Here is a 24,931-nt window from a genome sequence, read left to right on the forward strand (position 1 = left end):
GCCTCGACCACGAACGCCCGGACTCCCGGTGAGGACGGGCGTTCTGTCGTACCTGGGGCGCCCATCAGCACTGGCGGTGCATCCTGAAGGCGGCCGCGACACGCCCGGGATGTGGGGTGGTTTGCTGGGTGGTGGGGTGGTGCGTAAAGTAATCACTCGTCACCCCAAAGGTGCGGCGGAGCGGCCGGGACAGTGTCCCGGAGCGAGCCGGCCTCAAGCGGGACCGTCCTCCACCGAGGTTCTGATCGGGACTTGCGCCTGATCGCTTCGACGCTTAGGATGTAAAACCTGCAACTGGTCCTCTCCTTCGGGATGAGCCATCCACCTCGTGTAGGGGGATGCACATCGGTTGCACAACCAAGAACACAGCTTCGTTGCTGATGTCCGGGGGTTCCCGGGTGGATGAGCGGACGCGTCTGGTCCTTGAGAACTCAACAGCGTGCACATTGTCAATGCCAATTTATTGACCCCGTGCGTGTCGGCCTTCGGGTTGGCGCGTTCGTGGACGATTCCTTTGGATTGAATGATTGTCAGTAGACAGTCTTTTCAGTCAGCATCAAATTCGCCTTCTGCTCTTCGGAGTGGTTGGGAACGTTTTTTACGGAGAGTTTGATCCTGGCTCAGGACGAACGCTGGCGGCGTGCTTAACACATGCAAGTCGAACGATGATGCCCAGCTTGCTGGGCGGATTAGTGGCGAACGGGTGAGTAACACGTGAGTAACCTGCCCCTGACTCTGGGATAAGCGTTGGAAACGACGTCTAATACTGGATATGACGGCCGATCGCATGGTCTGGTCGTGGAAAGAATTTTGGTTGGGGATGGACTCGCGGCCTATCAGGTAGTTGGTGAGGTAATGGCTCACCAAGCCGACGACGGGTAGCCGGCCTGAGAGGGTGACCGGCCACACTGGGACTGAGACACGGCCCAGACTCCTACGGGAGGCAGCAGTGGGGAATATTGCACAATGGGCGAAAGCCTGATGCAGCAACGCCGCGTGAGGGATGACGGCCTTCGGGTTGTAAACCTCTTTTAGTAGGGAAGAAGCGAAAGTGACGGTACCTGCAGAAAAAGCACCGGCTAACTACGTGCCAGCAGCCGCGGTAATACGTAGGGTGCAAGCGTTGTCCGGAATTATTGGGCGTAAAGAGCTCGTAGGCGGTTTGTCGCGTCTGCTGTGAAATCCCGAGGCTCAACCTCGGGCTTGCAGTGGGTACGGGCAGACTAGAGTGCGGTAGGGGAGATTGGAACTCCTGGTGTAGCGGTGGAATGCGCAGATATCAGGAAGAACACCGATGGCGAAGGCAGATCTCTGGGCCGTAACTGACGCTGAGGAGCGAAAGCGTGGGGAGCGAACAGGATTAGATACCCTGGTAGTCCACGCCGTAAACGTTGGGCGCTAGATGTAGGGACCTTTCCACGGTTTCTGTGTCGTAGCTAACGCATTAAGCGCCCCGCCTGGGGAGTACGGCCGCAAGGCTAAAACTCAAAGGAATTGACGGGGGCCCGCACAAGCGGCGGAGCATGCGGATTAATTCGATGCAACGCGAAGAACCTTACCAAGGCTTGACATACACCGGAAACGGCCAGAGATGGTCGCCCCCTTGTGGTCGGTGTACAGGTGGTGCATGGTTGTCGTCAGCTCGTGTCGTGAGATGTTGGGTTAAGTCCCGCAACGAGCGCAACCCTCGTTCTATGTTGCCAGCGGTTCGGCCGGGGACTCATAGGAGACTGCCGGGGTCAACTCGGAGGAAGGTGGGGATGACGTCAAATCATCATGCCCCTTATGTCTTGGGCTTCACGCATGCTACAATGGCCGGTACAAAGGGCTGCGATACCGTAAGGTGGAGCGAATCCCAAAAAGCCGGTCTCAGTTCGGATTGAGGTCTGCAACTCGACCTCATGAAGTCGGAGTCGCTAGTAATCGCAGATCAGCAACGCTGCGGTGAATACGTTCCCGGGCCTTGTACACACCGCCCGTCAAGTCATGAAAGTCGGTAACACCCGAAGCCGGTGGCCTAACCCTTGTGGAAGGAGCCGTCGAAGGTGGGATCGGTGATTAGGACTAAGTCGTAACAAGGTAGCCGTACCGGAAGGTGCGGCTGGATCACCTCCTTTCTAAGGAGCATCTGGCACTGCTGGCCTGGCCCGTTCGGGTTGGGGGTGGTGTCCAGGCGCCGGATCGAGACGAATGTTCTCGCCGGTAGCTCATGGGTGGAACATTGACAGTGGGTCCGGATGGATCTCGTGGATGCTAGTACGTCGGTTTCGGCCGGTTGGAACGGGTCTGTGGGTGAGGTTCGGGCCGTGCACGTTGTTGGGTCCTGAGGGACCAGGCTTCCCTGCTGCCTGTGTGGTGGTGGGGGTTGGGGCTTGATGCCCCCTCGTTGGGCCAGTGCCAAGTCGACCGGTTGGTCGGGGCGGGCTGGTGCCGATCGTATGTTGAGAACTACACAGTGGACGCGAGCATCTTAGACGCTTGCTGATTCGTCGCCGGCTTTCGTGGTTGGTGGTGGGTCGGCTGGTGTCACAAGAGTGCGATTCGCTCCTGACGTCGTTTGGCGTTGGGACGAGTCAACACTGAGGCCGTGCATCGTTTTCGGTGCGCGGCAATCTTTGTGGTCAAGTTTCTAAGAGCAAACGGTGGATGCCTTGGCATCTGGAGCCGAAGAAGGACGTAGAAATCTGCGATAAGCCTCGGGGAGCTGATAATCGAGCTGTGAGCCGAGGATTTCCGAATGGGGAAACCCCGCCAGGCGTTTTGCGACCTGGTGACTCCCGCCTGAATGTATAGGGCGGGTAGAGGGAACGTGGGGAAGTGAAACATCTCAGTACCCACAGGAAGAGAAAACAACATGTGATTCCGTGAGTAGTGGCGAGCGAAAGCGGATGAGGCTAAACCGATCATGTGTGATAGCCGGCGGGCGTTGCATGGTCGGGGTTGTGGGACACGTCGCTCAGTTCTGCCGGACTGGGGCGGTTACAGCGCATCATAGTCGAACCGGTTTGAAAGCCGGGCCGTAGTGGGTGCCAGCCCCGTAGACGAAATGGTGTTATGGCCGGATGTGTATCCCAAGTAGCACGGGGCCCGAGAAATCCCGTGTGAATCTGTCAGGACCACCTGATAAGCCTAAATACTCCCAGATGACCGATAGCGGACAAGTACCGTGAGGGAAAGGTGAAAAGTACCCCGGGAGGGGAGTGAAATAGTACCTGAAACCGTTTGCTTACAAACCGTTGGAGCCTCCTTGTTGGGGTGACAGCGTGCCTTTTGAAGAATGAGCCTGCGAGTTAGCGATATGTGGCGAGGTTAACCCGTGTGGGGTAGCCGTAGCGAAAGCGAGTCTGAATAGGGCGATCCAGTCGCATGTCCTAGACCCGAAGCGAAGTGATCTATCCATGGCCAGGGTGAAGCGACGGTAAGACGTCGTGGAGGCCCGAACCCACTTCAGTTGAAAATGGAGGGGATGAGCTGTGGATAGGGGTGAAAGGCCAATCAAACTTCGTGATAGCTGGTTCTCTCCGAAATGCATTTAGGTGCAGCGTTGCGTGTTTCTTGCCGGAGGTAGAGCTACTGGATGGCCGATGGGCCCTACAAGGTTACTGACGTCAGCCAAACTCCGAATGCCGGTAAGTGAGAGCGCAGCAGTGAGACGGTGGGGGATAAGCTTCATCGTCGAGAGGGAAACAACCCAGACTACCAACTAAGGCCCCTAAGCGTGTGCTAAGTGGGAAAGGATGTGGAGTTGCACAGACAACCAGGAGGTTGGCTTAGAAGCAGCCACCCTTGAAAGAGTGCGTAATAGCTCACTGGTCAAGTGATTCCGCGCCGACAATGTAACGGGGCTCAAGCACACCGCCGAAGTTGTAGATTTCGTACCCAGACAAGCCTTCGTGGTTCAGTCGTACGGAGTGGTAGGAGAGCGTCGTGTGGCGAGTGAAGCGGCGGAGTGATCCAGCCGTGGACGCCACACGAGTGAGAATGCAGGCATGAGTAGCGAAAGACGGGTGAGAAACCCGTCCTCCGAAAGACCAAGGGTTCCAGGGCCAGGCTAATCCGCCCTGGGTAAGTCGGGACCTAAGGCGAGGCCGACAGGCGTAGTCGATGGACAACGGGTTGATATTCCCGTACCGGCGAACAACCGTCCCAGTCAATCCAGTGGTGCTAAGAGTCCTAACCCGGCTCGATCCTGATCCCTTCGGGGTGATGGACGTCCGGTCTAACGCTCGACCCCATGCTGGTGCGGCTAGCGTATTAACAGGTGTGACGCAGGAAGGTAGCTGAGCCAGGCGATGGTATCCGTAAGGTGAACCTGGTGTAAGGATGTAGGGCTGACGATAGGCAAATCCGTCGTCTGTACGCCTGAGATCCGATGCATACCCGTCATGGGGAATTCAGTGATCCTATGCTGCCGAGAAAAGCATCGACGCGAGGTTGCAGCTGCCCGTACCCGAAACCGACTCAGGTGGTCAGGTAGAGAATACCAAGGAGATCGAGAGAATCGTGGTTAAGGAACTCGGCAAAATGCCCCCGTAACTTCGGGAGAAGGGGGGCCGGAACCGTGAACGGACTTGCTCCGGGAGCGGGGAAGGCCGCAGAGACCAGTGGGAAGCGACTGTTTACTAAAAACACAGGTCCGTGCGAAGTCGCAAGACGATGTATACGGACTGACGCCTGCCCGGTGCTGGAAGGTTAAGAGGAAGGGTTAGCCTCACGGCGAAGCTCAGAATTTAAGCCCCAGTAAACGGCGGTGGTAACTATAACCATCCTAAGGTAGCGAAATTCCTTGTCGGGTAAGTTCCGACCTGCACGAATGGCGTAACGACTTCCCAGCTGTCTCAACCGCGAACTCGGCGAAATTGCACTACGAGTAAAGATGCTCGTTACGCGCAGCAGGACGGAAAGACCCCGTGACCTTTACTACAGCTTGGTATTGGTGTTCGGTGTGGCTTGTGTAGGATAGGTGGGAGACTGTGAAGCGGGCACGCCAGTGTTCGTGGAGTCGTTGTTGAAATACCACTCTGGTCACTCTGGATGTCTAACGTAGGACCCTGATCGGGTTCATGGACAGTGCCTGGTGGGTAGTTTAACTGGGGCGGTTGCCTCCCAAAAAGTAACGGAGGCGCCCAAAGGTTCCCTCAACCTGGTTGGCAATCAGGTGTCGAGTGTAAGTGCACAAGGGAGCTTGACTGTGAGACTGACAAGTCGAGCAGGGACGAAAGTCGGGACTAGTGATCCGGCAGTGGCTTGTGGAAGCGCTGTCGCTCAACGGATAAAAGGTACCTCGGGGATAACAGGCTGATCTTGCCCAAGAGTCCATATCGACGGCATGGTTTGGCACCTCGATGTCGGCTCGTCGCATCCTGGGGCTGGAGTAGGTCCCAAGGGTTGGGCTGTTCGCCCATTAAAGCGGTACGCGAGCTGGGTTTAGAACGTCGTGAGACAGTTCGGTCCCTATCCGCTGCGCGCGTAGGAAATTTGAGAAGATCTATCCCTAGTACGAGAGGACCGGGATGGACGAACCTCTGGTGTGTCAGTTGTTCTGCCAAGGGCACCGCTGATTAGCTACGTTCGGACCGGATAACCGCTGAAAGCATCTAAGCGGGAAGCCGTCTTCGAGATGAGATTTCCATGCCCCTTGTGGGTGAGAGGCTCCCAGTAGACGACTGGGTTGATAGGCCGGATGTGGAAGCGGGGACTAACGACCCGTGGAGCTGACCGGTACTAATAAGCCGATGACTTGATTACACTTCCCACCCGTTCGGGTGGGGCTCGCGTCCACTTTGTGGTTCCCGATATGCGATCGGGGATCATCCGTAGCAACTGCGGAACATGATCGTGAATATCGATGGTGTTCCGGTGGTCATAGCGAGAGGGAAACGCCCGGTCACATTCCGAACCCGGAAGCTAAGCCTCTCAGCGCCGATGGTACTGCAAGGGGGACCTTGTGGGAGAGTAGGACACCGCCGGACTCAACGTGAAGATATGGCCATCGGCCCTCCATCGGACTCCTGGGACTCGTTCCCGGGATGCCGATAGGGCCGGTGGCCATTTCTGTTTAACCCGGTGCGCCGTCGCGCCATGTGTGCGGATTCATCCGGCACGTGGTGGACTGAGCGTGGACAACGACACAGTGAACCGACTCCGGTACGACCTCCGGATGAACGTACGAGGAGCCATGGTGGCCGACAGCCCCGAAGACGAAGCCCGCGACGACCGGCGCAACCGACGCGACGGAACCTCCCGCTCGAGCAGTGGTCGAACAGGTGACGGTTCCGCTGGGGCACCCGGTTCTGGCGCTGGTCCTCGATCAGGGGCTGACGGTCGGCGCGGTCGATCGGGTGACGACCGGGGCACCGCATCGTGGCGTGATGCCGGACACCGGCGGGAGAACGGTGAGCGGCGTGACGTCGTGCGCCCCGACGGCGATCGTGGTCCCCGAGGAGGCCGGAGCGCTGAGCGCGGCGGGTACGTGCGGGGACCCCGGGAGTTCGAGCGTCGCGACGATCGGGGAGGCAGTTCGTACCGAGGGGGACCGCGAGACGGCAACGGCCGCGGTGTCGAGGGTGGACCTCGAGGATCCGGCCGTGCCGACGGTGATCGTCCTGGGCGCCTTCAACGTCCTTCCGAGGGGGAGCGTCCGCGCCGCGACGGGCGGGACTTCCGGGCGAACGGCACCCGTACGGACCGCCAGGGATGGCGCGACGACCGCGGACGCGGACAAGGCGGTGCGAGGCCCGATCATGGCGGCGTGGGTCGGGGTGCGGCGGGACGAGATGGTGGCCGGGCCTCCCGTCCGGCAGACGGGGGCCGCCGTCCGTACGGCGACGACCGCACACGCTCCGGCGACGACCGACGTGCCCGGAGCGACGAGGGCAAGCGCTTCGGCGACGACCGCCGGACGCGCGGTGACGACCGCCGACCGTACGGCGACGACCGCCGTGAACGGCGTGATGACCGCGGGCCTGCCGGGGCCGGCCGTCGTGCTGGTTCCGATGGCGGCCGTTCGGGCGGAGCCAGCCGCGGTCAGGATCCGCGCGACGGTCGACCGTACGGCGATCGTGACGACCGGGCGCGCGGCCAGGACGGGCGCGCCGGGGGACGCGAGCGTGCGCGCTTCGGTGACGGCTCCCGGTCTGCAGGCGCTCGCTTCGGTGAGGGGTCGCGGGACGCCTTCGTCGACCGCGATCCGTTCGGTACTCGGTCCATCCGTCCGCGTCACGACGACCCGGACGTCCCCGAGGGCATCCAGCCCCGTGATCTCGACATCCAGGCGCGCGCCGAGCTGAAGACGTTGAGCAAGGACAACTCGGACTGGGTCGCGAAGCACCTCGTGGCCGCAGCACTCCTCATCGACGACGACCCGGAACTCGCGCACGCGCACGCGGTCAGCGCCGGACGTCGGGCTGGACGCGTCGCCGTGGTCCGCGAGACCCTGGCGATCACGTCCTACCGACTGGGTGACTTCGCGTCTGCCCTCCGGGAACTCCGGACCTACCGCCGTATCTCGGGGCGCAACGACCAGCTTCCGATGATGGTCGACTGCGAGCGCGGACTCGGCCGTCCGGAGCGCGCACTCGAGCTGGGACGGTCCGTCGACCGTGCGGCACTCGACGTGCCCGTGCAGGTGGAACTCGCGATCGCGATGTCCGGAGCCCGGCTCGACCTCGGGAATCCCACAGCGGCGCTTGCCGAGTTGGAGATTCCACAGCTGGACCCGGCGACGGCCTACAGCTGGTCGCCGTCGCTCTACAGTGCTTACGCGGCGACGCTCGAAGAGCTCGGCCGCCAAGACGAGGCCGACGAATGGTGGGCCCGTGTCGATCGTGCTACCGCGGCGCTCGCCGAGGCTGCTGATGAGGATGCTTGGGAGACGGTGGATGTGGTCGAGGAAGCGATCGACGGAGCGGACGACGAGCGAGGCGAGGACGACGAGCTTGCCCCCGTCGACTCCGGGCGAGCCGATGGCAGTGGGAGCGACGACGGGGAAGCACCCAGCGACGGACTCGTCGAGCGCGGAGACGGCGTCACCGGTGACGACGGCATCGACGAAGGGCCCGACGTCGCCGGCGTCATCGAGTCGGATGACATCGACGACGAAGCGTTCGAGATCGACGAAGCCGACCCGATCGACGTCGACGGATCCGGAGCAGACCGCTGATCGGTCTGGATCGAAACCGATCGCGGGCGCGGTCGATGTGCACGACGATGGGTCCGGATCGGCGCGCACCGACTCGGCTGACGCAGCTCGTCCGCCCTTGGACGGCATCGACCTCGTCCTGACGGACCTCGACGGGGTCGTGTACCGCGGCTCCGCGGCGATCCCGCACGCGGTCGAGGCACTCACCGCGGCGTCGGCCACGGCCCGCGTCGGCTACATCACGAACAACGCGTCCCGGCGCCCGGCTGACGTCGCCGAGCACCTGCGTGGCTATGGCCTCGAGGTCGGAGCGGACGACGTCGTCACCTCGTCGCAGGCGGGCGTCCGGCTCCTGTCGACGCTCGTGCCAGCGGGGGCGACGATCCTCGTCATCGGTGGAGTCGGGTTGACGAGCATCGTCGAGGCCGGGGGCTTCCGGGTGACGGACTCCGCCGACGACGAGCCAGCGGCCGTGATCCAGGGGTTCTCACCGGATCTCGGGTGGCGACAACTCGCCGAGGCGTCGTTCGCCCTGGCCCGGGACATCCCCTGGGTGGCGACGAACATGGACTGGTCGATCCCGGTCGAGCGCGGCATCGCCCCGGGCAACGGCACACTCGTGGCGGCGGTGCACAACGCGGTGGGACGCATGCCCGTCGTCGCGGGCAAGCCAGAACGGGCGATCTTCGAGACGGCGGTCGAGCGGTTCGGGGGAACGCAGCGACTGTTCATCGGCGACCGGCTCGACACGGACATCAAGGGTGCCAACGACGCCGGTATCCCGAGCGTGCTCGTGCTCACCGGTATCGACCAAGCGAAGCAGGTCCTCGCCGCGGATGAGCGATCGCGGCCGACGTGGGTCCTCGGCGACCTCCGCGGTCTCGCCGAGCCGTACCCGGTGACGCACCGCGAAACCGACCGCGACGGAGCGCGGATCGTGCGGGTCGGTGGGGCACGCGTGAGGATGCAGGCACACGTCGTTCGCGTGGAGGAGCGCGGCGACGACTCCCTCGACCTCCTGCGGGCAGGGGCGACTGCGATCTGGGAATCGGGGCTCGCGATCTACGGTCTCGACGTCGATCCGGCGCTGTACGGCGGCGAGTAGCCTGGACCGTATGGGTGAGCACGACGAGACCGGAGGGGACGCATTGATCTCCCGAGTCCGGCTCATCGAGGACCAGCCGCTCCCCGAGCGCGCCGACGCCTTCGCGCAGCTCCATGACGAGCTCCGCACGCGTCTCGAGGGTGGCAGCGCGAGTGCGTGACGGGCGGCCCGCCGCGGGTGCTCGGACCGCTGGTGACGCCGATGCCGGTGTGCACGCTGGTTCTGGTTCTGGTTCTGGTTCTGGTTCTGGTTCTGGTTCTGGTTCTGGTTCTGGTTCTGGTTCTGGTTCTGGTTCCGGTGCTGCTCCCGGTGCCGTGGAGCGTTCGGTGCGGCTCGACGCGCTGCTCGCCGAGCGGGGACTCGTGCGGTCCCGGACCGCCGCCGTGAAGCTGGTGCAGGCGGGGCGGGTCGCGGTCGACGGCATCACGGCGGTGAAGCCGTCGTCGCCGGTGCGCCCCGACGCCACGCTCGCGGTCGAACCGGACGACGACTGGGTGTCGCGGGCGGCGCACAAGCTGGTCGCGGCGCTCGACGCCTTCGAGGTGGACCCGGCGGGCAGGGTGGCGCTCGACGTCGGGGCATCGACCGGCGGCTTCACGCAGGTGCTCCTCGAGCGAGGAGCGTCCCGGGTCATCGCGCTCGACGTCGGTCACGGGCAGCTCGACCCCCGCGTGGCGTCGGACCGCCGCGTCGTTGTCGTCGAGGGGATGAACGCCAGGAACCTCGAGCCCGATGGCTTCCGTGCCCTGGATCCCCGGGCCGCGGCCACGAGTCTGGTCGTCGCCGACCTGTCGTTCATCAGCCTGCGACTCGTGCTCCCGGCGCTGGCCGACGCGGTCCCGGCCGACGAACACGTCCTGCTCGTGAAACCGCAGTTCGAGGTGGGGCGGTCGGGCATCCGTGAGGGCATCGTCCACGATCCTGACCTCCGCGACGACGCCGTCATGAACGTGCTCTGGACCGCGCACGACCTGGGGTTCGGCGTAGCGGGCGTCATGGCGTCGCCGATCCTCGGTACGCACGGGAACCACGAGTTCCTCGTGCACCTGGTGCGGGGCGGCGGGACACAGCCCACGGAGTGGCGATCCCGGGTGACGGCGCTCGCAGCGAACGCCGTGCGGGGCACGACGTCCGTGCGGGGCACGGCGTCCGTGCGGGGCACGACGTCCGCGCGGGATCGAACGGGTACGGACAGGAACGAGGAAACGCGATGACCGGCGAACGACACATCCTGCTCGTCTCGCACACCGGCCGGCGGGACTCGATCGACGCCGCGCTCGAGGTGTGCGACCTGCTGCACGCCGCAGGCCTCGTCCCGGTGATGCCGTTCGACGAGTACGCCGACATCCGGCGTGCCGAGGCCTCCGTGGGCCAGGTCGACATCCTCGGGGTCGACGTGCAGACGTCCGAACTCGAGATCGTGATCGTGCTCGGCGGGGACGGGACGATCCTCCGCGCGGCGGAACTGGTGCGCGACGTCAACGCGCCGATCGTCGGGGTCAATCTCGGTCACGTCGGGTTCCTCGCCGAGAGCGAGCGCGACGGATTGGCCGAGACCGTGCAGCGTGCGCTGAGCGGCGACTACCACGTCGAGGAGCGGGTGACCCTGCAGGTCGACGTCATCCTGGGGCAGGACGTCGTCTACTCGTCCTGGGCGCTCAACGAGGCGACCGTCGAGAAGGCCGCCCGCGAGCGGATGCTCGAGGTCGTCATGGAGGTCGACGGCCGCCCCCTCTCGTCGTTCGGGTGCGACGGTGTCGTCATGTCCACCCCGACCGGGTCGACCGCGTACTCGTTCTCGGGCGGCGGTCCCATCGTGTGGCCGGACGTCGACGCGCTCCTTATGGTGCCGCTCGGGGCACACGCGCTCTTCCAACGACCCATCGTCGTCGGTCCGAACTGCACGTTGGCCGTCGAGGTCCTGCGCCGGACGGCCGGCCTGGGCGTGCTCTGGTGCGATGGACGACGGACCCACGACCTGCCTCCCGGCGCGCGCGTCGAGGTCCGGCGCTCGCCGCAGCCGGTCCGGGTCGCACGTCTCAAGGACGCGCCGTTCACCGACCGGCTCGTCGCCAAGTTCCAGCTGCCGGTCAGTGGATGGCGTGGGCCCCAGCACGACGAGGACGGATCGTGATCGACGAGATCGGGATCCGGGACCTCGGGGTGATCGGCGAGGCGACGCTGGAACTCGGCCCCGGGTTCACGGTCGTGACGGGTGAGACGGGTGCCGGCAAGACGATGATCGTGACCGCGCTCGGCCTGTTGCTCGGGGCGCGTGCCGACGCGTCGTCGGTACGGCGGGGGAGTGCGTCGGCCGTCGTCGAGGGCCGCTGGCGGATCGAGGCCGACTCGCCGGTCGTCGAGCGCGTCGAGGACGCCGGCGGAGCGGTCGAGGACGGCGAGCTCATCCTGACGCGGACGGTCTCCGCCGAGGGACGCAGCCGCGCGACCGTCGGTGGACGGAGTGCACCGGTCGCGGTGCTCGGGGAACTCGCCGACCGGCTCGTCACGGTGCACGGGCAGTCCGACCAGATCCGCTTGACCTCGGCGACCGCGCAGCGCGCCGCGCTCGACGCCTTCGGCGGCTCGGCACTCCGCGACGCGCTCGCCGAGTACACCACGGCCTACGACCGCTGGCAGCAGCATGCGGGGGACCTCGAGGGCCTGACGCGCGATCGGGAGGAACGCATCCGGGAGGCGGACACGCTGCGGGCCGCGAGCGCGGAGATCGAGGCGGCCGACCCACAACCCGGCGAGGACGTCGAGCTCACGGAACGCGCCGAGCGGCTCGGCAACCTCGAGGAGCTCCGCCTCTCCGCCGGCCTGGCCCACGAGGCGCTCTCGAGCGAGGCGCTCGACGGCACACCCGACGTGGTCGGGCTGGTCGAGGCGGCGCGCCGTGCCGTCGAACGGGTGGTCGGCTTCGACGCGGAACTCGCGCCGATCCTCGACCAGCTCACCGACATCGGGTACCAGGTCGGCGAGGCGGCGTCGACGTTGTCGAGCTACCTCGGCTCGCTCGACGGCGATGCTGCGCACGACCTCGAACTCGTCAACGAGCGACGGGCCGTGCTCGCCGCGCTCGTCCGGAAGTACGGGGACGACGTCGACGACATCATCGCGTTCGGGCGGCGGGCGTCCGACCGTCTGCTCGAACTCGACGGGGACGACGACCGGATCGTGGCGCTCGAGGCCGCGGTGGAGTCGGACCTCGCCGTGCTCGAGGAGACGGCGACCGCACTCACCGCCGCACGGACGACCGCGGCCGAGGACCTCGCCGCACGGGTGACCGACGAGCTGGCGTCGCTCGCGATGTCCGGGGCTCGACTCGTCGTCGAGGTGACGGATGCCGGCGAGTACCGGCAGGCCGGACGGGACCAGGTCGCGATCCTGCTGCAGCCGCACTCGGGATCCGACCCGCGGCCGATCGGCCGGGGTGCGTCCGGCGGCGAGCTGTCCCGCGTGATGCTCGCGATCGAGGTCGTCATGGCCGGCACGACCACCGTGCCGACGTTCGTCTTCGACGAGGTCGACGCCGGGGTCGGGGGAGCGGCGGCGATCGAGATCGGACGCCGCCTGGCCCGCCTCGCGCGGACGACCCAGGTCGTCGTGGTCACGCACCTCGCGCAGGTGGCGGCCTTCGCCACGAACCACCTGCGGGTCGTCAAGGACGCCTCGGGTGCCGTCACCTCGAGCAGCGTCCAGCGTCTGCAGGGTGAGGACCGACTGCAGGAGATGGCGCGGTTGTTGTCCGGACTCGACGAGAGCGAGAGCGGTATCGAGCACGCGCGCGAACTGCTGCAGATGGCGGCGGCGAGCGTCTGAGGCGGGCGGCGGTCGGGCCTCCCGGCATCCTGCGGGCGCTGTGCGGACCGGACGAGCGCTCCGTCGGCGTCGCTTCCCGGGGCGTGGCGCCGCGACACACCCGGACCGCCGCCGGCACCGCCCGCCGCTCCGGGCGGCATCGACGGGGTGACGCCCCGTGCCATACAATGGAAGCCCGTGGCGGACATCTTCAGCGGCGGTACTCGATCCTCTTCTCCTGACCAGCCCTCCAAGGTCACGAAGCACATCTTCGTCACCGGTGGCGTGGTCTCCTCGCTCGGCAAGGGCCTCACCGCCGCGAGCCTCGGCAACCTCCTCACCGCGCGGGGCCTGCGCGTCGTGATGCAGAAGCTCGACCCGTACCTCAACGTCGACCCGGGCACCATGAACCCGTTCCAACACGGCGAGGTCTTCGTCACCGACGACGGTGCCGAGACGGACCTCGACATCGGCCACTACGAGCGGTTCCTCGACATCAACCTGTCGCAGTCCGCGAACGTCACGACGGGGCAGGTCTACTCGTCGGTCATCGCCAAGGAGCGCCGGGGCGAGTACCTCGGCGACACGGTGCAGGTGATCCCGCACATCACGGACGAGATCAAGCGCCGGATGCGGGAGCAGGCGAGCAACGACCCGCAGCCCGACGTGATCATCACGGAGGTCGGCGGCACCGTCGGCGACATCGAGTCGCAGCCGTTCATCGAGTCGGCCCGCCAGGTGCGACACGAGCTCGGGCGGGCGAACGTGTTCTTCGTGCACGTCTCCCTCGTGCCCTTCATGAACGCCTCGGGCGAGCAGAAGACGAAGCCGACGCAGCACTCCGTCGCCGCGCTGCGCTCGATCGGGATCCAGCCCGATGCGCTCGTGCTCCGCTCGGACCGCCCCGTGTCGGACTCGAACAAGCGGAAGATCGCGCTCATGTGCGACGTCGACGAGGGCGCGGTCGTGAACGCGGTGGACGTGCCGTCGATCTACGACATCCCGACCATGCTGCACAACCAGGGCCTCGACGCGTACATCATCGACGCGCTCGGGCTGTCCGCGGGCCCGGTGGACTGGTCGAGCTGGAACGAGGTGCTCCGCGCGGTGCACGAGCCGAAGCGTGAGGTCACCATCGGACTGGTCGGCAAGTACATCGACCTGCCGGACGCCTACCTGTCCGTCACCGAGGCGTTGCGGGCCGGCGGCTTCGCGCACAACACCAAGGTGCTGCTGAAGTGGGTCGTGTCGGACGAGTGCCAGACGCCCGAGGGTGCGGCGAAGCACCTGGGTGACGTCGACGGCATCTGTGTGCCGGGCGGTTTCGGCGTCCGCGGGATCGAGGGCAAGCTCGGTGCGCTGCGGTTCGCCCGCGAGAACGGGATCCCGACCCTCGGTCTGTGCCTCGGTCTGCAGTGCATGGTCATCGAGTACGCGCGCAACGAGGCGGGTCTGCCGCACGCGTCGTCGTCCGAGTTCGACCCGGAGACGCCGTTCCCCGTGATCGCCACCATGGCCGAGCAGGTCGACATCATCGCCGGCGGCGACCTCGGCGGGACGATGCGGCTCGGCCTGTACCCGGCCGAGCTCGGCGAGGGCACGCTCGCCCGCGACCTGTACGCCGCGGCGGAGGCATCCGAGCGACACCGTCACCGCTACGAGGTGAACAACAAGTACCGCGACCAGATCGCCGACGCCGGTCTCGTGTTCTCGGGGACGTCGCCCGACGGCACGCTGGTCGAGTACGTGGAGCTCGACCGGTCCGTGCACCCCTTCTACATCGGCACCCAGGCGCACCCGGAGCTGCGGTCGCGGCCGAACCACGCGCACCCGCTCTTCGCCGGCCTCGTCGCCGCGGCGCTGGACCGTCAGGAGGCCTCGCGGCTGTTCGAGGTGCAGGAGCCGGAGACCGAATCGGTCTGACCGTCGTGCGACGGTGACGGGAGGGACGGTGCCGGCTGGCGTCGTCCCTCCCGTCGTTCGTCGTCCACAGCTCCCCGCCGTGCCGCTCGCTCCACCGCCGCTCGCAGCGGGCGGGCGCCGTCCTGCCGACGAGGTGCAGGATGGACGGGTGACCGAGACCGCGACGAACGACCCCGAACCCACGCCCGCTGAGACCCCGCTCGCCGACGAGCACCTGGAACCACCGCTCAAGGCGTCCGAGGTCGTGTACGAGGGCGCCGTCTGGGACATCCGGAAGGACACGGTCGACTACAACGGCGAGGACATGGTGCGCGAGTACATCGCGCACACCGGCGCCGTCGCCATCTACGCCGAGGACGACGAAGGCCGGGTCCTCGTCATCCAGCAGTACCGGCACCCGATCCGCAAGCGGGACTGGGAGCTGCCCGCCGGGCTGCTCGACCAGCAGGGGGAGGACCCGCTCGACGCCGCGAAGCGCGAACTCGGCGAGGAAGCCGACCTCGAGGCCGACGACTGGTCGGAACTGCTCCGCTTCACCCCCTCGCCGGGCGGCAGCGACGAGGTGATCATCGTCTACCGTGCCCGCGGCGTCCGTGCCAAGGACGAGGCGTTCGAGCGCTCCTTCGAGGAGGCCGACATCGTGAAGCGGTGGGTGCCGCGCGAGGACGTCGTGCAGGGCGTGCTCGGTGGTCGGCTCGGCAACGCGATCCTGTCGCTGGCGGCGCTCGCCGTGGACCGGGTCGAGTCCCGCTGACGCGGAGGACCGAGGGCAGGGTCGGGATCGCGGGCTCGGGCCACGTCGGAGGCCCGCTCGACCTCGCGGGGTGGGTCCGCGGGGTGGGTCCGCGTCGGGCGGACCGGGACCTCGGTCGCCTAGCCTGGATGCCGTGACGACGTACGACGCTGCCGTGGGGAGCTACCTGCGCCACGTCGCCGTGGAGCGGGGACTGTCCGAGCACACGCTCGCGGCCTACCGACGAGACCTGACGGCGTTCGGACAGTGGCTGGAGTCGGACCCGGACGGGGCGGTCGTGGTCGAGGACGTCCGACGTCTCACCAAGTCGCACGTGTCCGACTTCGTCACCTCCCTGGCCACCCGGCCCGAGGGGCCGCTCGCGCCCCGGAGCATCGCCCGGATGCTGTCGTCGATCCGGTCGTTCTCGGCGTTCACCGCTGCGGAGGGCGTCCTGCCCGCGGATCCCGCCGCGTCCGTGCGACCGCCGAAGTCCCCCATGCGACTGCCGAAGGCGATCACGATCGACCAGATGGGCGCACTCCTCGCCGCCGTCGACGGAGACGATCCCGTGCAGCTCCGCGATCGCGCGTTGCTCGAACTCCTGTACGCGACGGGGGCCCGGATCTCCGAGGCGGTCGGCCTCAGCGTCGACGACGTCACGGCCCTGCCGCCCGACGATGACGACGAGGACGGGGACGAGTCGGAGATCGCCGTGGTCCGGGTGACCGGCAAGGGCAACAAGCAGCGGATCGTGCCGCTCGGCAGCTACGCGCGAGCCGCCATCGACGCCTACCTGGTCCGGGCTCGGCCGGTGTTCGCCGCGCGCGGCACGGCGACCCCCGCGCTGTTCCTCGGCGTTCGCGGGGCGCGCATGTCCCGGCAGAGTGCATGGCTGGTGATCCAGGCCGCTGCCGAACGCGCCCACCTGACCGCGCACGTCTCGCCCCACACGTTCCGGCACTCGTTCGCGACGCACCTGCTCGAAGGCGGGGCCGACGTCCGGGTCGTGCAGGAGCTGCTCGGCCACGCGTCGGTGGCGACCACGCAGATCTACACGCTCGTGACCGCCGACATGCTCCACGACGTCTACGTCACGAGCCACCCGCGGGCGCGACGACCGACAGGTGTGCACACCGGCGGCACCCGGGCCTGATCGGGCACGCGTCGCCGAGCGTGCGGCGCGGGGCGGGGTGGGGTGCGCCTCCCGGCCGCGTCGTCGGCCGCCGCTACGATTGCAGCGTGCCCACGAACCCGACGACCCAGCCCGCGATCGGTCCGACCGGGCGACCCGTTCGGACGTTCCCCGTGCCCGAAGAACTCGACGGCCACGGGCCCGCCCGCATCATCACCCTGTGCAACCAGAAGGGCGGCGTCGGCAAGACGACGACCTCGATCAACCTCGGCGCAGCGCTCGCCGAGTACGGACGCCGCGTGCTCGCCGTCGACTTCGATCCGCAGGGTGCGCTGTCGGCGGGACTCGGTGTCCGCACGCACGACGTCCCCACCGTCTACGACCTGCTCATCGGCACGGTGAAGGACCCCAACACGATCATCCAGGGCACGGGGACGCCCGGGCTCGACGTCATCCCCGCGAACATCGACCTGTCCGCAGCCGAGGTCCACCTGGTCAGCGAAGTCGCTCGCGAGCAGATCCTCGCCGGGGTCCTGCGGAAGGTCTCGCGCGACTACGACGTCATCCTCGTCGACTGCCAGCCCTCGCTCGGACTGCTCACCGTCAACGCCCTCACGGCCGCGCACGGCGTGCTCATCCCACTCGAGTGCGAGTTCTTCGCGCTGCGCGGGGTGGCGCTGCTCATCGAGACCATCGACAAGGTGCGCGACCGGCTCAACCCGGCGCTCATGCTCGACGGCATCCTCGCCACCATGTACGACTCCCGGACGCTGCACTCGCGCGAGGTCATGGAGCGGGTCGTCGACGCGTTCGGCGACAAGGTGTTCGAGACCGTCATCGGGCGCACCGTGAAGTTCCCCGACGCCACGGTCTCCGCGCGACCGATCACCCAGACCGCGCCCGACCACCCCGCAGCGGCTGCGTACCGGGCGCTCGCGCGGGAACTCGTCTTCCGTGGCGCCGTCGCCTGACCCGACGCGGACGGCACCGGAGGCCCTGACCGCGTCGGCCACCGAGACCGACGGGCGCCCGGGGTTCCGGGTGACGCTGGCGAACTTCGACGGGCCGTTCGACCTGCTCCTGTCGCTCATCACCAAGCGTGAACTCGACATCACCGAGGTCGCGCTCAGCGCCGTGACCACCGAGTTCATCGCATACGTGCGGGCGGCCGAGAGCGCTGAGGAGCTCGACGAGGCGAGCGAGTTCCTGGTCGTCGCCGCCACCCTGCTCGACCTGAAGATCGCGGGGCTGCTGCCACAGGGCGAACTCGTCGATGCCGAGGACGTCGCCCTGCTCGAAGCACGCGACCTGCTGTTCGCGCGGCTGCTGCAGTACCGGGCGTTCAAGCAGGCCGCGCACTGGTTCGGGGCGCAGTGGGACACCGAGGTGCGCCGGCACGTCCGGTCCGTGCGGCTGGAGGAGCGGTTCCGGGCTCGGACCCCGGAGCTCGTCTGGACACTGTCCGTGCAGGACTTCGCGGCGCTCGCGGCCGTCGCACTCGCCCCGCGGGAGATCCCGACGGTGGGGCTCGACCACCTCCACGCGCCGCTCGTCAGCATCCGCGAGCAGGCCGCGATCGTCGTGTCGATGCTCCGCAACGGCGGCGAGGTGACGTTCCGGCAACTGATCGCCGGCGTGACCGAGACGGGTATCGTGGTGGCTCGCTTCCTGGCGATCCTCGAGTTGTACCGGAACGCCTCCATCGCGTTCGAACAGCTCGAGCCCCTCGGGGAGCTCACCATCCGCTGGACCGCGGACCACTGGTCCGACGAGAGCCTCGCCAACTTGGGAGCCGACTATGACGGATGACAGCAGCGGCGGTCGTGCCGGCGGCTCCGACGAGCCCGGCGGCGCCGACGAGATCGCCGAGGCCCGCTTCGCCGAGCAGGAGCTTCGTGACGGCGAGGCAGCGGACGCCGCGAACGGCGCCGACGATGCTCGGAGTGGCGCGGCAGGCCTCGACGTGCCGATCGACCGTCAGATCGAGGCGATCCTGATGATCGCGGACGAACCCCAGACCCCGATCGCGCTCGCGACCGCGGTCGGCGCGCCCGTGCCCGCGGTCCGGCAGGCCATCGAGCGCCTCGTCCATGACTTCGACGGGGCGGACGGCGGGGTCCGCCGCGGGTTCGAACTCCGTGAGGTCGGCGGCGGTTGGCGCTTCTACGTCCGGTCCGAACTCGACCCGGTGGTGGAGCAGTTCGTGCGCGCCGAACGTCCCGCCCGTCTCTCGCAAGCAGCGCTGGAAACCCTGGCGGTCGTCGCCTACAAGCAACCGATCACACGTGCTCAGATCGCGTCGATCCGCGCCGTGAACGTGGACGGTGTCGTTCGGACCCTCGTGGCTCGCGGACTCATCGCGGAGTCCTTCACCGACAGCGAGACCGGCGCGATCAACTACGTGACCACGGACCTGCTGCTCACCCAGCTCGGGATCAACACGCTCGAGGAGCTGCCGCTCATCTCGCCGCTCCTCGAGGACGGCACGGAAGGATTCGCCGATGGCCGCGCATGACGACGACCGGGACCCGAGGGGGCGGGATCGGTCCGACCGATCGAGGCCGGACCGGAACGGGCACGGCCGCGCTCGTCCCGGTGCCGGAGGCGCTGATCGTGGTCGTCCGGATCGAGACGGTCCGGATCGCGGCCGTCCCGATCGCGGCCGGCCGTACAGCGACCGTGGACGCGGTGACGGCGCCCGTGGTGACCGGCCGATCGACGGTCGGCCGTACGGCGACCGTGGTCGCGGCGACAGCGCCCGTGGCGAGCGGCCGAACGACGGTCGGCCGTACGGCGACCGTGGTCGCGGCGACAGCGCCCGCGGTGAGCGGCCGAACGGCCAGCGTCCGTCCCGCGACCGTCCGACGGGAGGCTTCGGTTCGCGCGGCGAGGGTCGCCGTGGGGGCGGCCCCGAGCGACGTCGGGACGACCAGAGCGACCGTTCGGGTGTTCCGCGCGACGAGCGATTCCGTGGCGGGCGACACGGCGGGGACGACTCCCGGCCGCGAGCCGGGCGTGACGATCGCCGACAGGACGACCGGGGCGGCCGCGAGCGGGACCCCCGGGCCGGCCGCGGGCAAGACCCTCGACGCGACGCGCAGCGGTCCGACCCCGCGGACTCGCGGGTGTGGCACAACGGTCGTCGGTACGTCGGCGGCACCGCGAACCCACGGAACCAGCGCCGTGACGACGATGGACGACCGGGGCGCCGCACTCCCGCCGCTCGGCCGGACACCACCCCGCTCCGGCCTGGTGCCGTGGATGAACGAGGGCTCCCGCTCGAGGGGACGCCGGAGCGCCCCATCATCCCCGAGTGGGACGACGCGACCGGCTCGGGAACCGGGCGTGGAGGTCCGGATGGGGCGGGCCTCCCGGCCGGCGATCTGCCCCAGGGAGAGCGCCTGCAGAAGGTGATGGCGGCAGCGGGGATCGCGAGTCGGCGGGTGGCCGAGAACCTCATCGCCGAGGGACGCGTCACGGTCAACGGCGAGGTCGTCGATGCTCTCGGCCGACGCGTGGACCCCGAGCACGACGAGATCGCCGTCGACGGTCTCGCGGTGCAGGTGGACACCTCGCGTCGATACGTGATGCTCAACAAACCGACGGGCGTCGTCTCGAGCATGCACGACGAGCACGGACGGCCCGACCTGTCGCAGTACGCCGACCGGTACGACGAGCGACTGTTCAACGTCGGGCGGCTCGATGCCGAGACCTCGGGCCTCCTAGTCCTCACGAACGACGGTGCGCTCGCGCACGTCCTCGCCCACCCGTCGTTCGGCGTGACCAAGACCTACATCGCGAAGGTCGAGGGCGGCGTCACGCCCGCGACGATCCAGCGCCTCATCGACGGTGTCGAACTCGAGGACGGTCCGATCGCGGCGGACAAGGCGCGGTTGCTCGAGAACGCGCGCGGGTCCTCCCTGGTCGAGATCACGTTGCACTCCGGACGGAACCGGATCGTGCGTCGCATGCTCGACGCGGTCGGTCACCCGGTCGAGGAGCTCGTGCGTCGGTCGTTCGGGCCGCTCCACCTCGGCACGCTCGGCGTGGGCCGGCAGCGTGCGTTGACGGCGCAGGAGCTCGGAGCGCTGCTCACCATCGCGCGACGGCATCGGAACCGTGGATCGGACCGCGTGGAGCGGGACCCGGAGGACTGACGCGCTGCGGCCACGACGAGCCGTCGCGTCGGGCATCGGTAGGCTCGGGTGGTGCCCGCGGTACCGGGGCGCCCCGAGCGCCGTCGTCCTCGGGCCCCTGCGTGTGATGGAGAGGACACGACCGTGACCCGAACGGATCCGTCGGCCTCGTCCGGGCCCTCCCGCACCGCCCCGACCGCCGCGCCCGAGTCCACCGGCCAGCGTCGGGTCAGCGGACAGGTCCGGATCGTCGGGACCGGGCTCCTCGGCGCATCGATCGGACTCGCGCTCCGGCAACAGGGCGTGGACGTCGTCCTCGACGACGCCTCGCCTGCAGCGCTCGCGCTCGCCGCGGACTACGGGGCCGGTCGACTCGCGTCCGACGGTGACCGCCCCGGCCTCGTCGTCGTCGCGGTGCCACCGGACGTGACCGCGTCGGTCGTCGCACGCGAGTTGGACGCACACCCGGACGCGGTCGTCACCGATGTCTCGAGCGTCAAGGCTGGTCCGCTGGCAGCGCTCCGACAGCGCGGAGCGGACGTCAGCCGATACGTGGGATCGCACCCGATGGCGGGTCGCGAGCGCAGCGGCGCCATCGCCGCGCGCGCGGACCTGTTCATCGGACGGCCCTGGGTCATCGCGGGCCACGACGGCATCACGCATCAGCGTGCCGTGGCCGTCGAGGACCTCGCGCTGGACCTCGGCGCGACCGTCGTCGAGATGGACGTCGACACCCACGACGAGGCCGTCGCCCTGGTGTCCCACGCGCCCCAACTCGTGTCGACGCTGATGGCCTCGCAGCTGCGCAACGCTCCTGACACGTCGCTCGGTCTCGCGGGTGGCGGCGTTCGCGACGTCACCCGGGTGGCCGCAAGCGATCCCGGCCTCTGGGTCCAGATCCTCGGTGCGAACGCGCCGCGGATCCGGCCGGTGCTCGAGGCGTTCCGCGCTGAACTCGACGCCGTCATCGCCGCGCTCGCCGAGCCCACCGCTCCGGGAGCCCCCAGGACGATCGCGGGCGCGATGGCCGCCGGCAACCTCGGCGTGGCCCGGCTGCCCGGCAAACACGGCACGACCCGGCGGTACAGCCAGGTCGTCGTGCTCATCGATGACCAGCCCGGCCAACTGGCCCGCCTGCTGACCGAGATCGGGCAGATCGGCGTCAACCTCGAGGACCTGCGCCTCGAGCACTCTCCGGGAGCGCCCATCGGCATCGTCGAGGTCTCGGTGGTACCGGAGGAAGAACAGCGGCTGCTCGACGAGCTCGAGCGCCGTGGATGGAGGATCGCAGCGGCATGGGCATGAACGGCACCGACGAAATGGGCACCGACGAGATGGGCACCGACGAGACGGGCACCGCGGCGATGGGCGACACGGCGCTCGGCGACAGCGGCGTGACCGGTGGTCCGGACGGCCCCGACGCCGGCCTCCCGACTCCGGGTGGTGCGCCCGGTCCGGCGACACCGGGCGGCGGTGCTCCCGGTGGCGGGATCAGTGACGTGCTCGGCGGCGCTCCGGACGGTCCGGCCGGCGAGCCGGGTTCGATGCGGGACCCCCTGCCCGCGGGTCTGCCGCAGGGCGCGTACGTCGCGAAGTTCGTGGTCGCCGTGGACGGTCCGGCGGGGAGCGGCAAGTCGAGCGTGTCGCGGGCGGCGGCGCGGGTGCTGGGCTTCGACTACCAGGACACGGGAGCCGCCTACCGGGCGCTCGCGTGGCACGCGCTCCGGTCCGGCGTCGACCTGGACGACCCGGCAGCCGTCGTGGCGTCCTGGGACACGTTCCGCTACCAGATCGGCACCGACCCCGACGACTACTTCGTCCGCGTGGGCGACACGGACGTCACCGAGGCGATCCGGACACCCGAGGTGACCGCTGCGGTTGCGCACATCGCCAAGCTCCCGGCCGTCCGGGCCAAGCTCGTGCAGTTGTTCCGCGACGTGATGCGCCGTGCGGACGCGCCGGGGATCATCACCGAGGGGCGCGACATCACGACGGTCGTCGCGCCGGACGCCGAGGTGCGGATCCTGCTCACGGCGGACGAGTCGGTTAGAATGGCCCGACGTTCTGCTGAGGTGACGACGCAGACACCCGAGGAGACGGCCCGTGCCCTGGCGCGACGTGACCAGGCCGATGCTCGGGTCGTCGACTTCATGAACGCCGCGGACGGTGTCACCACCGTCGACTCCACCGATCTCGACTTCGACCAGACCGTGCAGGCGGTGGTCGATCTGGCCCGAACGGCCACCACCCCACAGGACTGACACATGGCGCATCCCGACGACCTGAGCGACGACGTCGCCGACTCCTCCGGCGGGGACTCGTTCCCCGAGTACGACCGCGCGCTCGGCGAGCGGCTCGACCAGCTCGACGACGCCGACGCGGAACAGCGGGCGAACGCGCTCCGGGCTGGACTCGAGGACTACGACCTCGACGAGGAGGACATCGAGCTCCTCGACGGCGCCGAACTCGGTGAGGACGGCCAGACCTATCTGCCGGCCCTGCCGGTGCTCGCGATCGTGGGACGTCCGAACGTCGGCAAGTCGGCGCTGGTCAACCGGATCCTCGGCCGCCGCGAAGCAGTCGTCCAGGACGTCCCGGGTGTGACGCGCGACCGGGTTTCCTACAAGGCGGAATGGAACGGCAAGCGCTTCACGCTCGTCGACACCGGCGGGTGGGAGCCCGACGCCACGGGCATCAACGCGTCCGTGGCGGCGCAGGCAGAGGTCGCCGTGGACCTGGCGGACGCCGTCCTGTTCGTCGTGGACGCCACCGTCGGCGCGACCGCGACGGACGAGCACGTCGTGCGGATGCTCCGGGGAACCGACAAGCCGGTCATCGTCGCCGCGAACAAGGTCGACGACGAGCGCCGCGAGCTCGACGTCCACGAGTTGTGGAACCTGGGCCTCGGCGAGCCGCACCCGGTGTCGGCCCTGCACGGTCGCGGCGTCGCCGACCTGCTGGACCTCGTCGTGACGACGCTGCCCGACACCTCCGCGGTCGCCAAGCAAGAGGTGGGCGGCCCCCGTCGCGTCGCGATCCTCGGCCGACCGAACGTCGGCAAGAGCTCGCTGCTCAACAAGGCGGCGGGCGAGGAACGGGTGGTGGTCAACGACCTCGCCGGGACGACGCGCGATCCCGTCGACGAGCAGATCGAGCTGGGCGGCCGGGTCTGGCGCTTCGTCGACACGGCGGGCATCCGCAAGCGGGTGCACATGCAGCAGGGCGCCGACTTCTACGCGTCGCTCCGCACCACGGCGGCGCTCGAGAAGGCCGAGGTCGCGGTCGTCATCCTCGACGTGACCGAGCCGATCTCGGTGCAGGACCTGCGGATCATCGACCTCGTCCTCGAGTCCGGCCGCGCGCTCGTGCTCGCGTTCAACAAGTGGGACCTGCTCGATGACGACCGCCGGCGGTACCTGGAGCGTGAGATCGAGCAGGACCTGGCACACGTGGCCTGGGCGCCGCGTGTCAACATCTCGGCTCGGACCGGTCGGCACCTCGAGAAGCTGGTGCCCGCGCTGACGGTCGCGCTCGACTCGTGGGACACGCGCATCCCCACCGGGAAGGTCAACGCCTTCATCGCGGAACTCGTCCAAGAACACCCCCACCCCGTCCGCGGCGGCAAGCAGCCGCGGATCCTGTTCGGGACGCAAGCGTCCTCGCGACCCCCGACATTCGTCCTGTTCACCACCGGGTTCCTGGACCCGCAGTACCGGCGCTTCATCACCCGACGCCTCCGTGAGGTCTGGGGCTTCGAGGGGACCCCGATCACCGTCAACATGCGCGTGCGCGAGCGGCGGAAGCGGCCGTAGGTCCGGAACATCGAGGAGGGGGTGCCGTCGTCACGACGGCACCCCCTCCTCGATGCCCGCGGGCGTCCTCGGCTGTCCCGCCTGCTCGATGTCCTCGCAGCCGTTGGTCAAATATCAGTCGATCGGTCGGCTAGCCTGAGGGA

Annotated in this window: 17 protein-coding genes and 3 rRNA genes; 19 read left to right on the plus strand and 1 reads right to left on the minus strand. The window is 68.0% G+C overall.

The window, feature by feature from the left end:
* Positions 1-597: 597 nt before the first annotated feature.
* The 3 genes from DEI88_RS04815 to rrf all read left to right on the plus strand — a co-directional run bounded on the left by DEI88_RS04815 (position 598) and on the right by rrf (position 5,972).
* A 16S ribosomal RNA gene (locus DEI88_RS04815) occupies positions 598-2,117 on the plus strand.
* 502 nt (positions 2,118-2,619) lie between these two features.
* A 23S ribosomal RNA gene (locus DEI88_RS04820) occupies positions 2,620-5,748 on the plus strand.
* A gap of 107 nt (positions 5,749-5,855) precedes the next feature.
* A 5S ribosomal RNA gene (gene rrf, locus DEI88_RS04825) occupies positions 5,856-5,972 on the plus strand.
* The 16S, 23S and 5S rRNA genes sit together here, the layout of an rRNA operon.
* Before the next feature lie 338 nt (positions 5,973-6,310).
* Here rrf and DEI88_RS04830 read toward each other — a convergent pair.
* Positions 6,311-7,378 (minus strand): hypothetical protein, encoded by a 1,068-nt coding sequence (locus DEI88_RS04830; protein WP_284183588.1) that lies wholly within the window; start codon positions 7,376-7,378, stop codon positions 6,311-6,313.
* A 42-nt stretch (positions 7,379-7,420) separates the two neighbouring features.
* Here DEI88_RS04830 and DEI88_RS04835 point away from each other — a divergent pair, with 42 nt between their 5' ends.
* The 16 genes from DEI88_RS04835 to der all read left to right on the plus strand — a co-directional run bounded on the left by DEI88_RS04835 (position 7,421) and on the right by der (position 24,788).
* Positions 7,421-8,161, plus strand: coding sequence for a tetratricopeptide repeat protein (locus tag DEI88_RS04835; protein ID WP_258376547.1), 741 nt, complete (start codon positions 7,421-7,423; stop codon positions 8,159-8,161).
* A gap of 97 nt (positions 8,162-8,258) precedes the next feature.
* Complete coding sequence (locus DEI88_RS04840; RefSeq protein ID WP_258372097.1) at positions 8,259-9,245, plus strand: HAD-IIA family hydrolase; 987 nt, start codon at positions 8,259-8,261, stop codon at positions 9,243-9,245.
* A gap of 10 nt (positions 9,246-9,255) precedes the next feature.
* Positions 9,256-9,405 (plus strand): hypothetical protein, encoded by a 150-nt coding sequence (locus DEI88_RS04845; RefSeq protein WP_181435248.1) that lies wholly within the window; start codon positions 9,256-9,258, stop codon positions 9,403-9,405.
* A 166-nt stretch (positions 9,406-9,571) separates the two neighbouring features.
* Entirely contained in the window at positions 9,572-10,459 is an 888-nt protein-coding gene (locus DEI88_RS04850) for a TlyA family RNA methyltransferase (protein WP_258372098.1), read from the plus strand.
* Positions 10,456-11,379, plus strand: a complete 924-nt coding sequence (locus tag DEI88_RS04855; protein ID WP_111011366.1) for an NAD kinase — start codon at positions 10,456-10,458, stop codon at positions 11,377-11,379. Before DEI88_RS04850 ends, DEI88_RS04855 begins: the two co-directional genes overlap by 4 nt.
* Positions 11,376-13,070, plus strand: a complete 1,695-nt coding sequence (recN, locus tag DEI88_RS04860; RefSeq protein WP_111072626.1) for a DNA repair protein RecN — start codon at positions 11,376-11,378, stop codon at positions 13,068-13,070. Before DEI88_RS04855 ends, recN begins: the two co-directional genes overlap by 4 nt.
* 177 nt (positions 13,071-13,247) lie before the next feature.
* Positions 13,248-14,972 carry a CTP synthase gene (pyrG, locus tag DEI88_RS04865; RefSeq protein WP_284158620.1) on the plus strand — a complete coding sequence of 575 codons (1,725 nt, stop codon included), beginning with the start codon at positions 13,248-13,250 and terminating at the stop codon, positions 14,970-14,972.
* 148 nt (positions 14,973-15,120) lie between these two features.
* Entirely contained in the window at positions 15,121-15,726 is a 606-nt protein-coding gene (locus DEI88_RS04870; RefSeq protein WP_258375158.1) for an NUDIX domain-containing protein, read from the plus strand.
* Positions 15,727-15,859: 133 nt separating this feature from the next.
* A complete protein-coding gene (locus DEI88_RS04875) occupies positions 15,860-16,861 on the plus strand; it encodes a site-specific tyrosine recombinase XerD (RefSeq protein ID WP_258375157.1) in 1,002 nt (333 codons plus the stop codon).
* Between the two features lie 86 nt (positions 16,862-16,947).
* Positions 16,948-17,811: a ParA family protein gene (locus tag DEI88_RS04880; RefSeq protein WP_111011364.1), complete on the plus strand. Its 864-nt coding sequence runs from the start codon at positions 16,948-16,950 to the stop codon at positions 17,809-17,811.
* Positions 17,795-18,649 (plus strand): segregation and condensation protein A, encoded by an 855-nt coding sequence (locus DEI88_RS04885; RefSeq protein ID WP_111012821.1) that lies wholly within the window; start codon positions 17,795-17,797, stop codon positions 18,647-18,649. The genes DEI88_RS04880 and DEI88_RS04885 overlap by 17 nt, the downstream gene beginning before the upstream one ends.
* Complete coding sequence (gene scpB / locus DEI88_RS04890) at positions 18,639-19,355, plus strand: SMC-Scp complex subunit ScpB (protein ID WP_111072625.1); 717 nt, start codon at positions 18,639-18,641, stop codon at positions 19,353-19,355. Before DEI88_RS04885 ends, scpB begins: the two co-directional genes overlap by 11 nt.
* 898 nt (positions 19,356-20,253) lie before the next feature.
* Positions 20,254-20,997 (plus strand): pseudouridine synthase, encoded by a 744-nt coding sequence (locus DEI88_RS04895; protein WP_111072633.1) that lies wholly within the window; start codon positions 20,254-20,256, stop codon positions 20,995-20,997.
* A gap of 123 nt (positions 20,998-21,120) precedes the next feature.
* Positions 21,121-22,281 carry a prephenate dehydrogenase gene (locus tag DEI88_RS04900; protein WP_111049763.1) on the plus strand — a complete coding sequence of 387 codons (1,161 nt, stop codon included), beginning with the start codon at positions 21,121-21,123 and terminating at the stop codon, positions 22,279-22,281.
* 239 nt (positions 22,282-22,520) lie between these two features.
* On the plus strand, positions 22,521-23,237 hold the full coding sequence (gene cmk / locus DEI88_RS04905; RefSeq protein ID WP_111012895.1) for a (d)CMP kinase: 717 nt from the start codon (positions 22,521-22,523) through the stop codon (positions 23,235-23,237).
* Between the two features lie 3 nt (positions 23,238-23,240).
* On the plus strand, positions 23,241-24,788 hold the full coding sequence (gene der / locus DEI88_RS04910) for a ribosome biogenesis GTPase Der (protein ID WP_111012817.1): 1,548 nt from the start codon (positions 23,241-23,243) through the stop codon (positions 24,786-24,788).
* Positions 24,789-24,931 lie beyond the last annotated feature (143 nt).

Source organism: Curtobacterium sp. MCBD17_003 (assembly GCF_003234885.2).
Lineage (GTDB): Bacteria > Actinomycetota > Actinomycetes > Actinomycetales > Microbacteriaceae > Curtobacterium.

What these genes read in the sequence shown, in the direction of transcription:
- DEI88_RS04845 (WP_181435248.1), top strand. Translation starts at nt 9,256, where the DNA reads ATGGGTGAGCACGACGAGACCGGAGGGGACGCATTGATCTCCCGAGTC.
- DEI88_RS04855 (WP_111011366.1), top strand. Translation starts at nt 10,456, where the DNA reads ATGACCGGCGAACGACACATCCTGCTCGTCTCGCACACCGGCCGGCGG.
- scpB (WP_111072625.1), top strand. Translation starts at nt 18,639, where the DNA reads ATGACGGATGACAGCAGCGGCGGTCGTGCCGGCGGCTCCGACGAGCCC.
- DEI88_RS04895 (WP_111072633.1), top strand. Translation starts at nt 20,254, where the DNA reads ATGGCGGCAGCGGGGATCGCGAGTCGGCGGGTGGCCGAGAACCTCATC.
- cmk (WP_111012895.1), top strand. Translation starts at nt 22,521, where the DNA reads ATGCGGGACCCCCTGCCCGCGGGTCTGCCGCAGGGCGCGTACGTCGCG.
- der (WP_111012817.1), top strand. Translation starts at nt 23,241, where the DNA reads ATGGCGCATCCCGACGACCTGAGCGACGACGTCGCCGACTCCTCCGGC.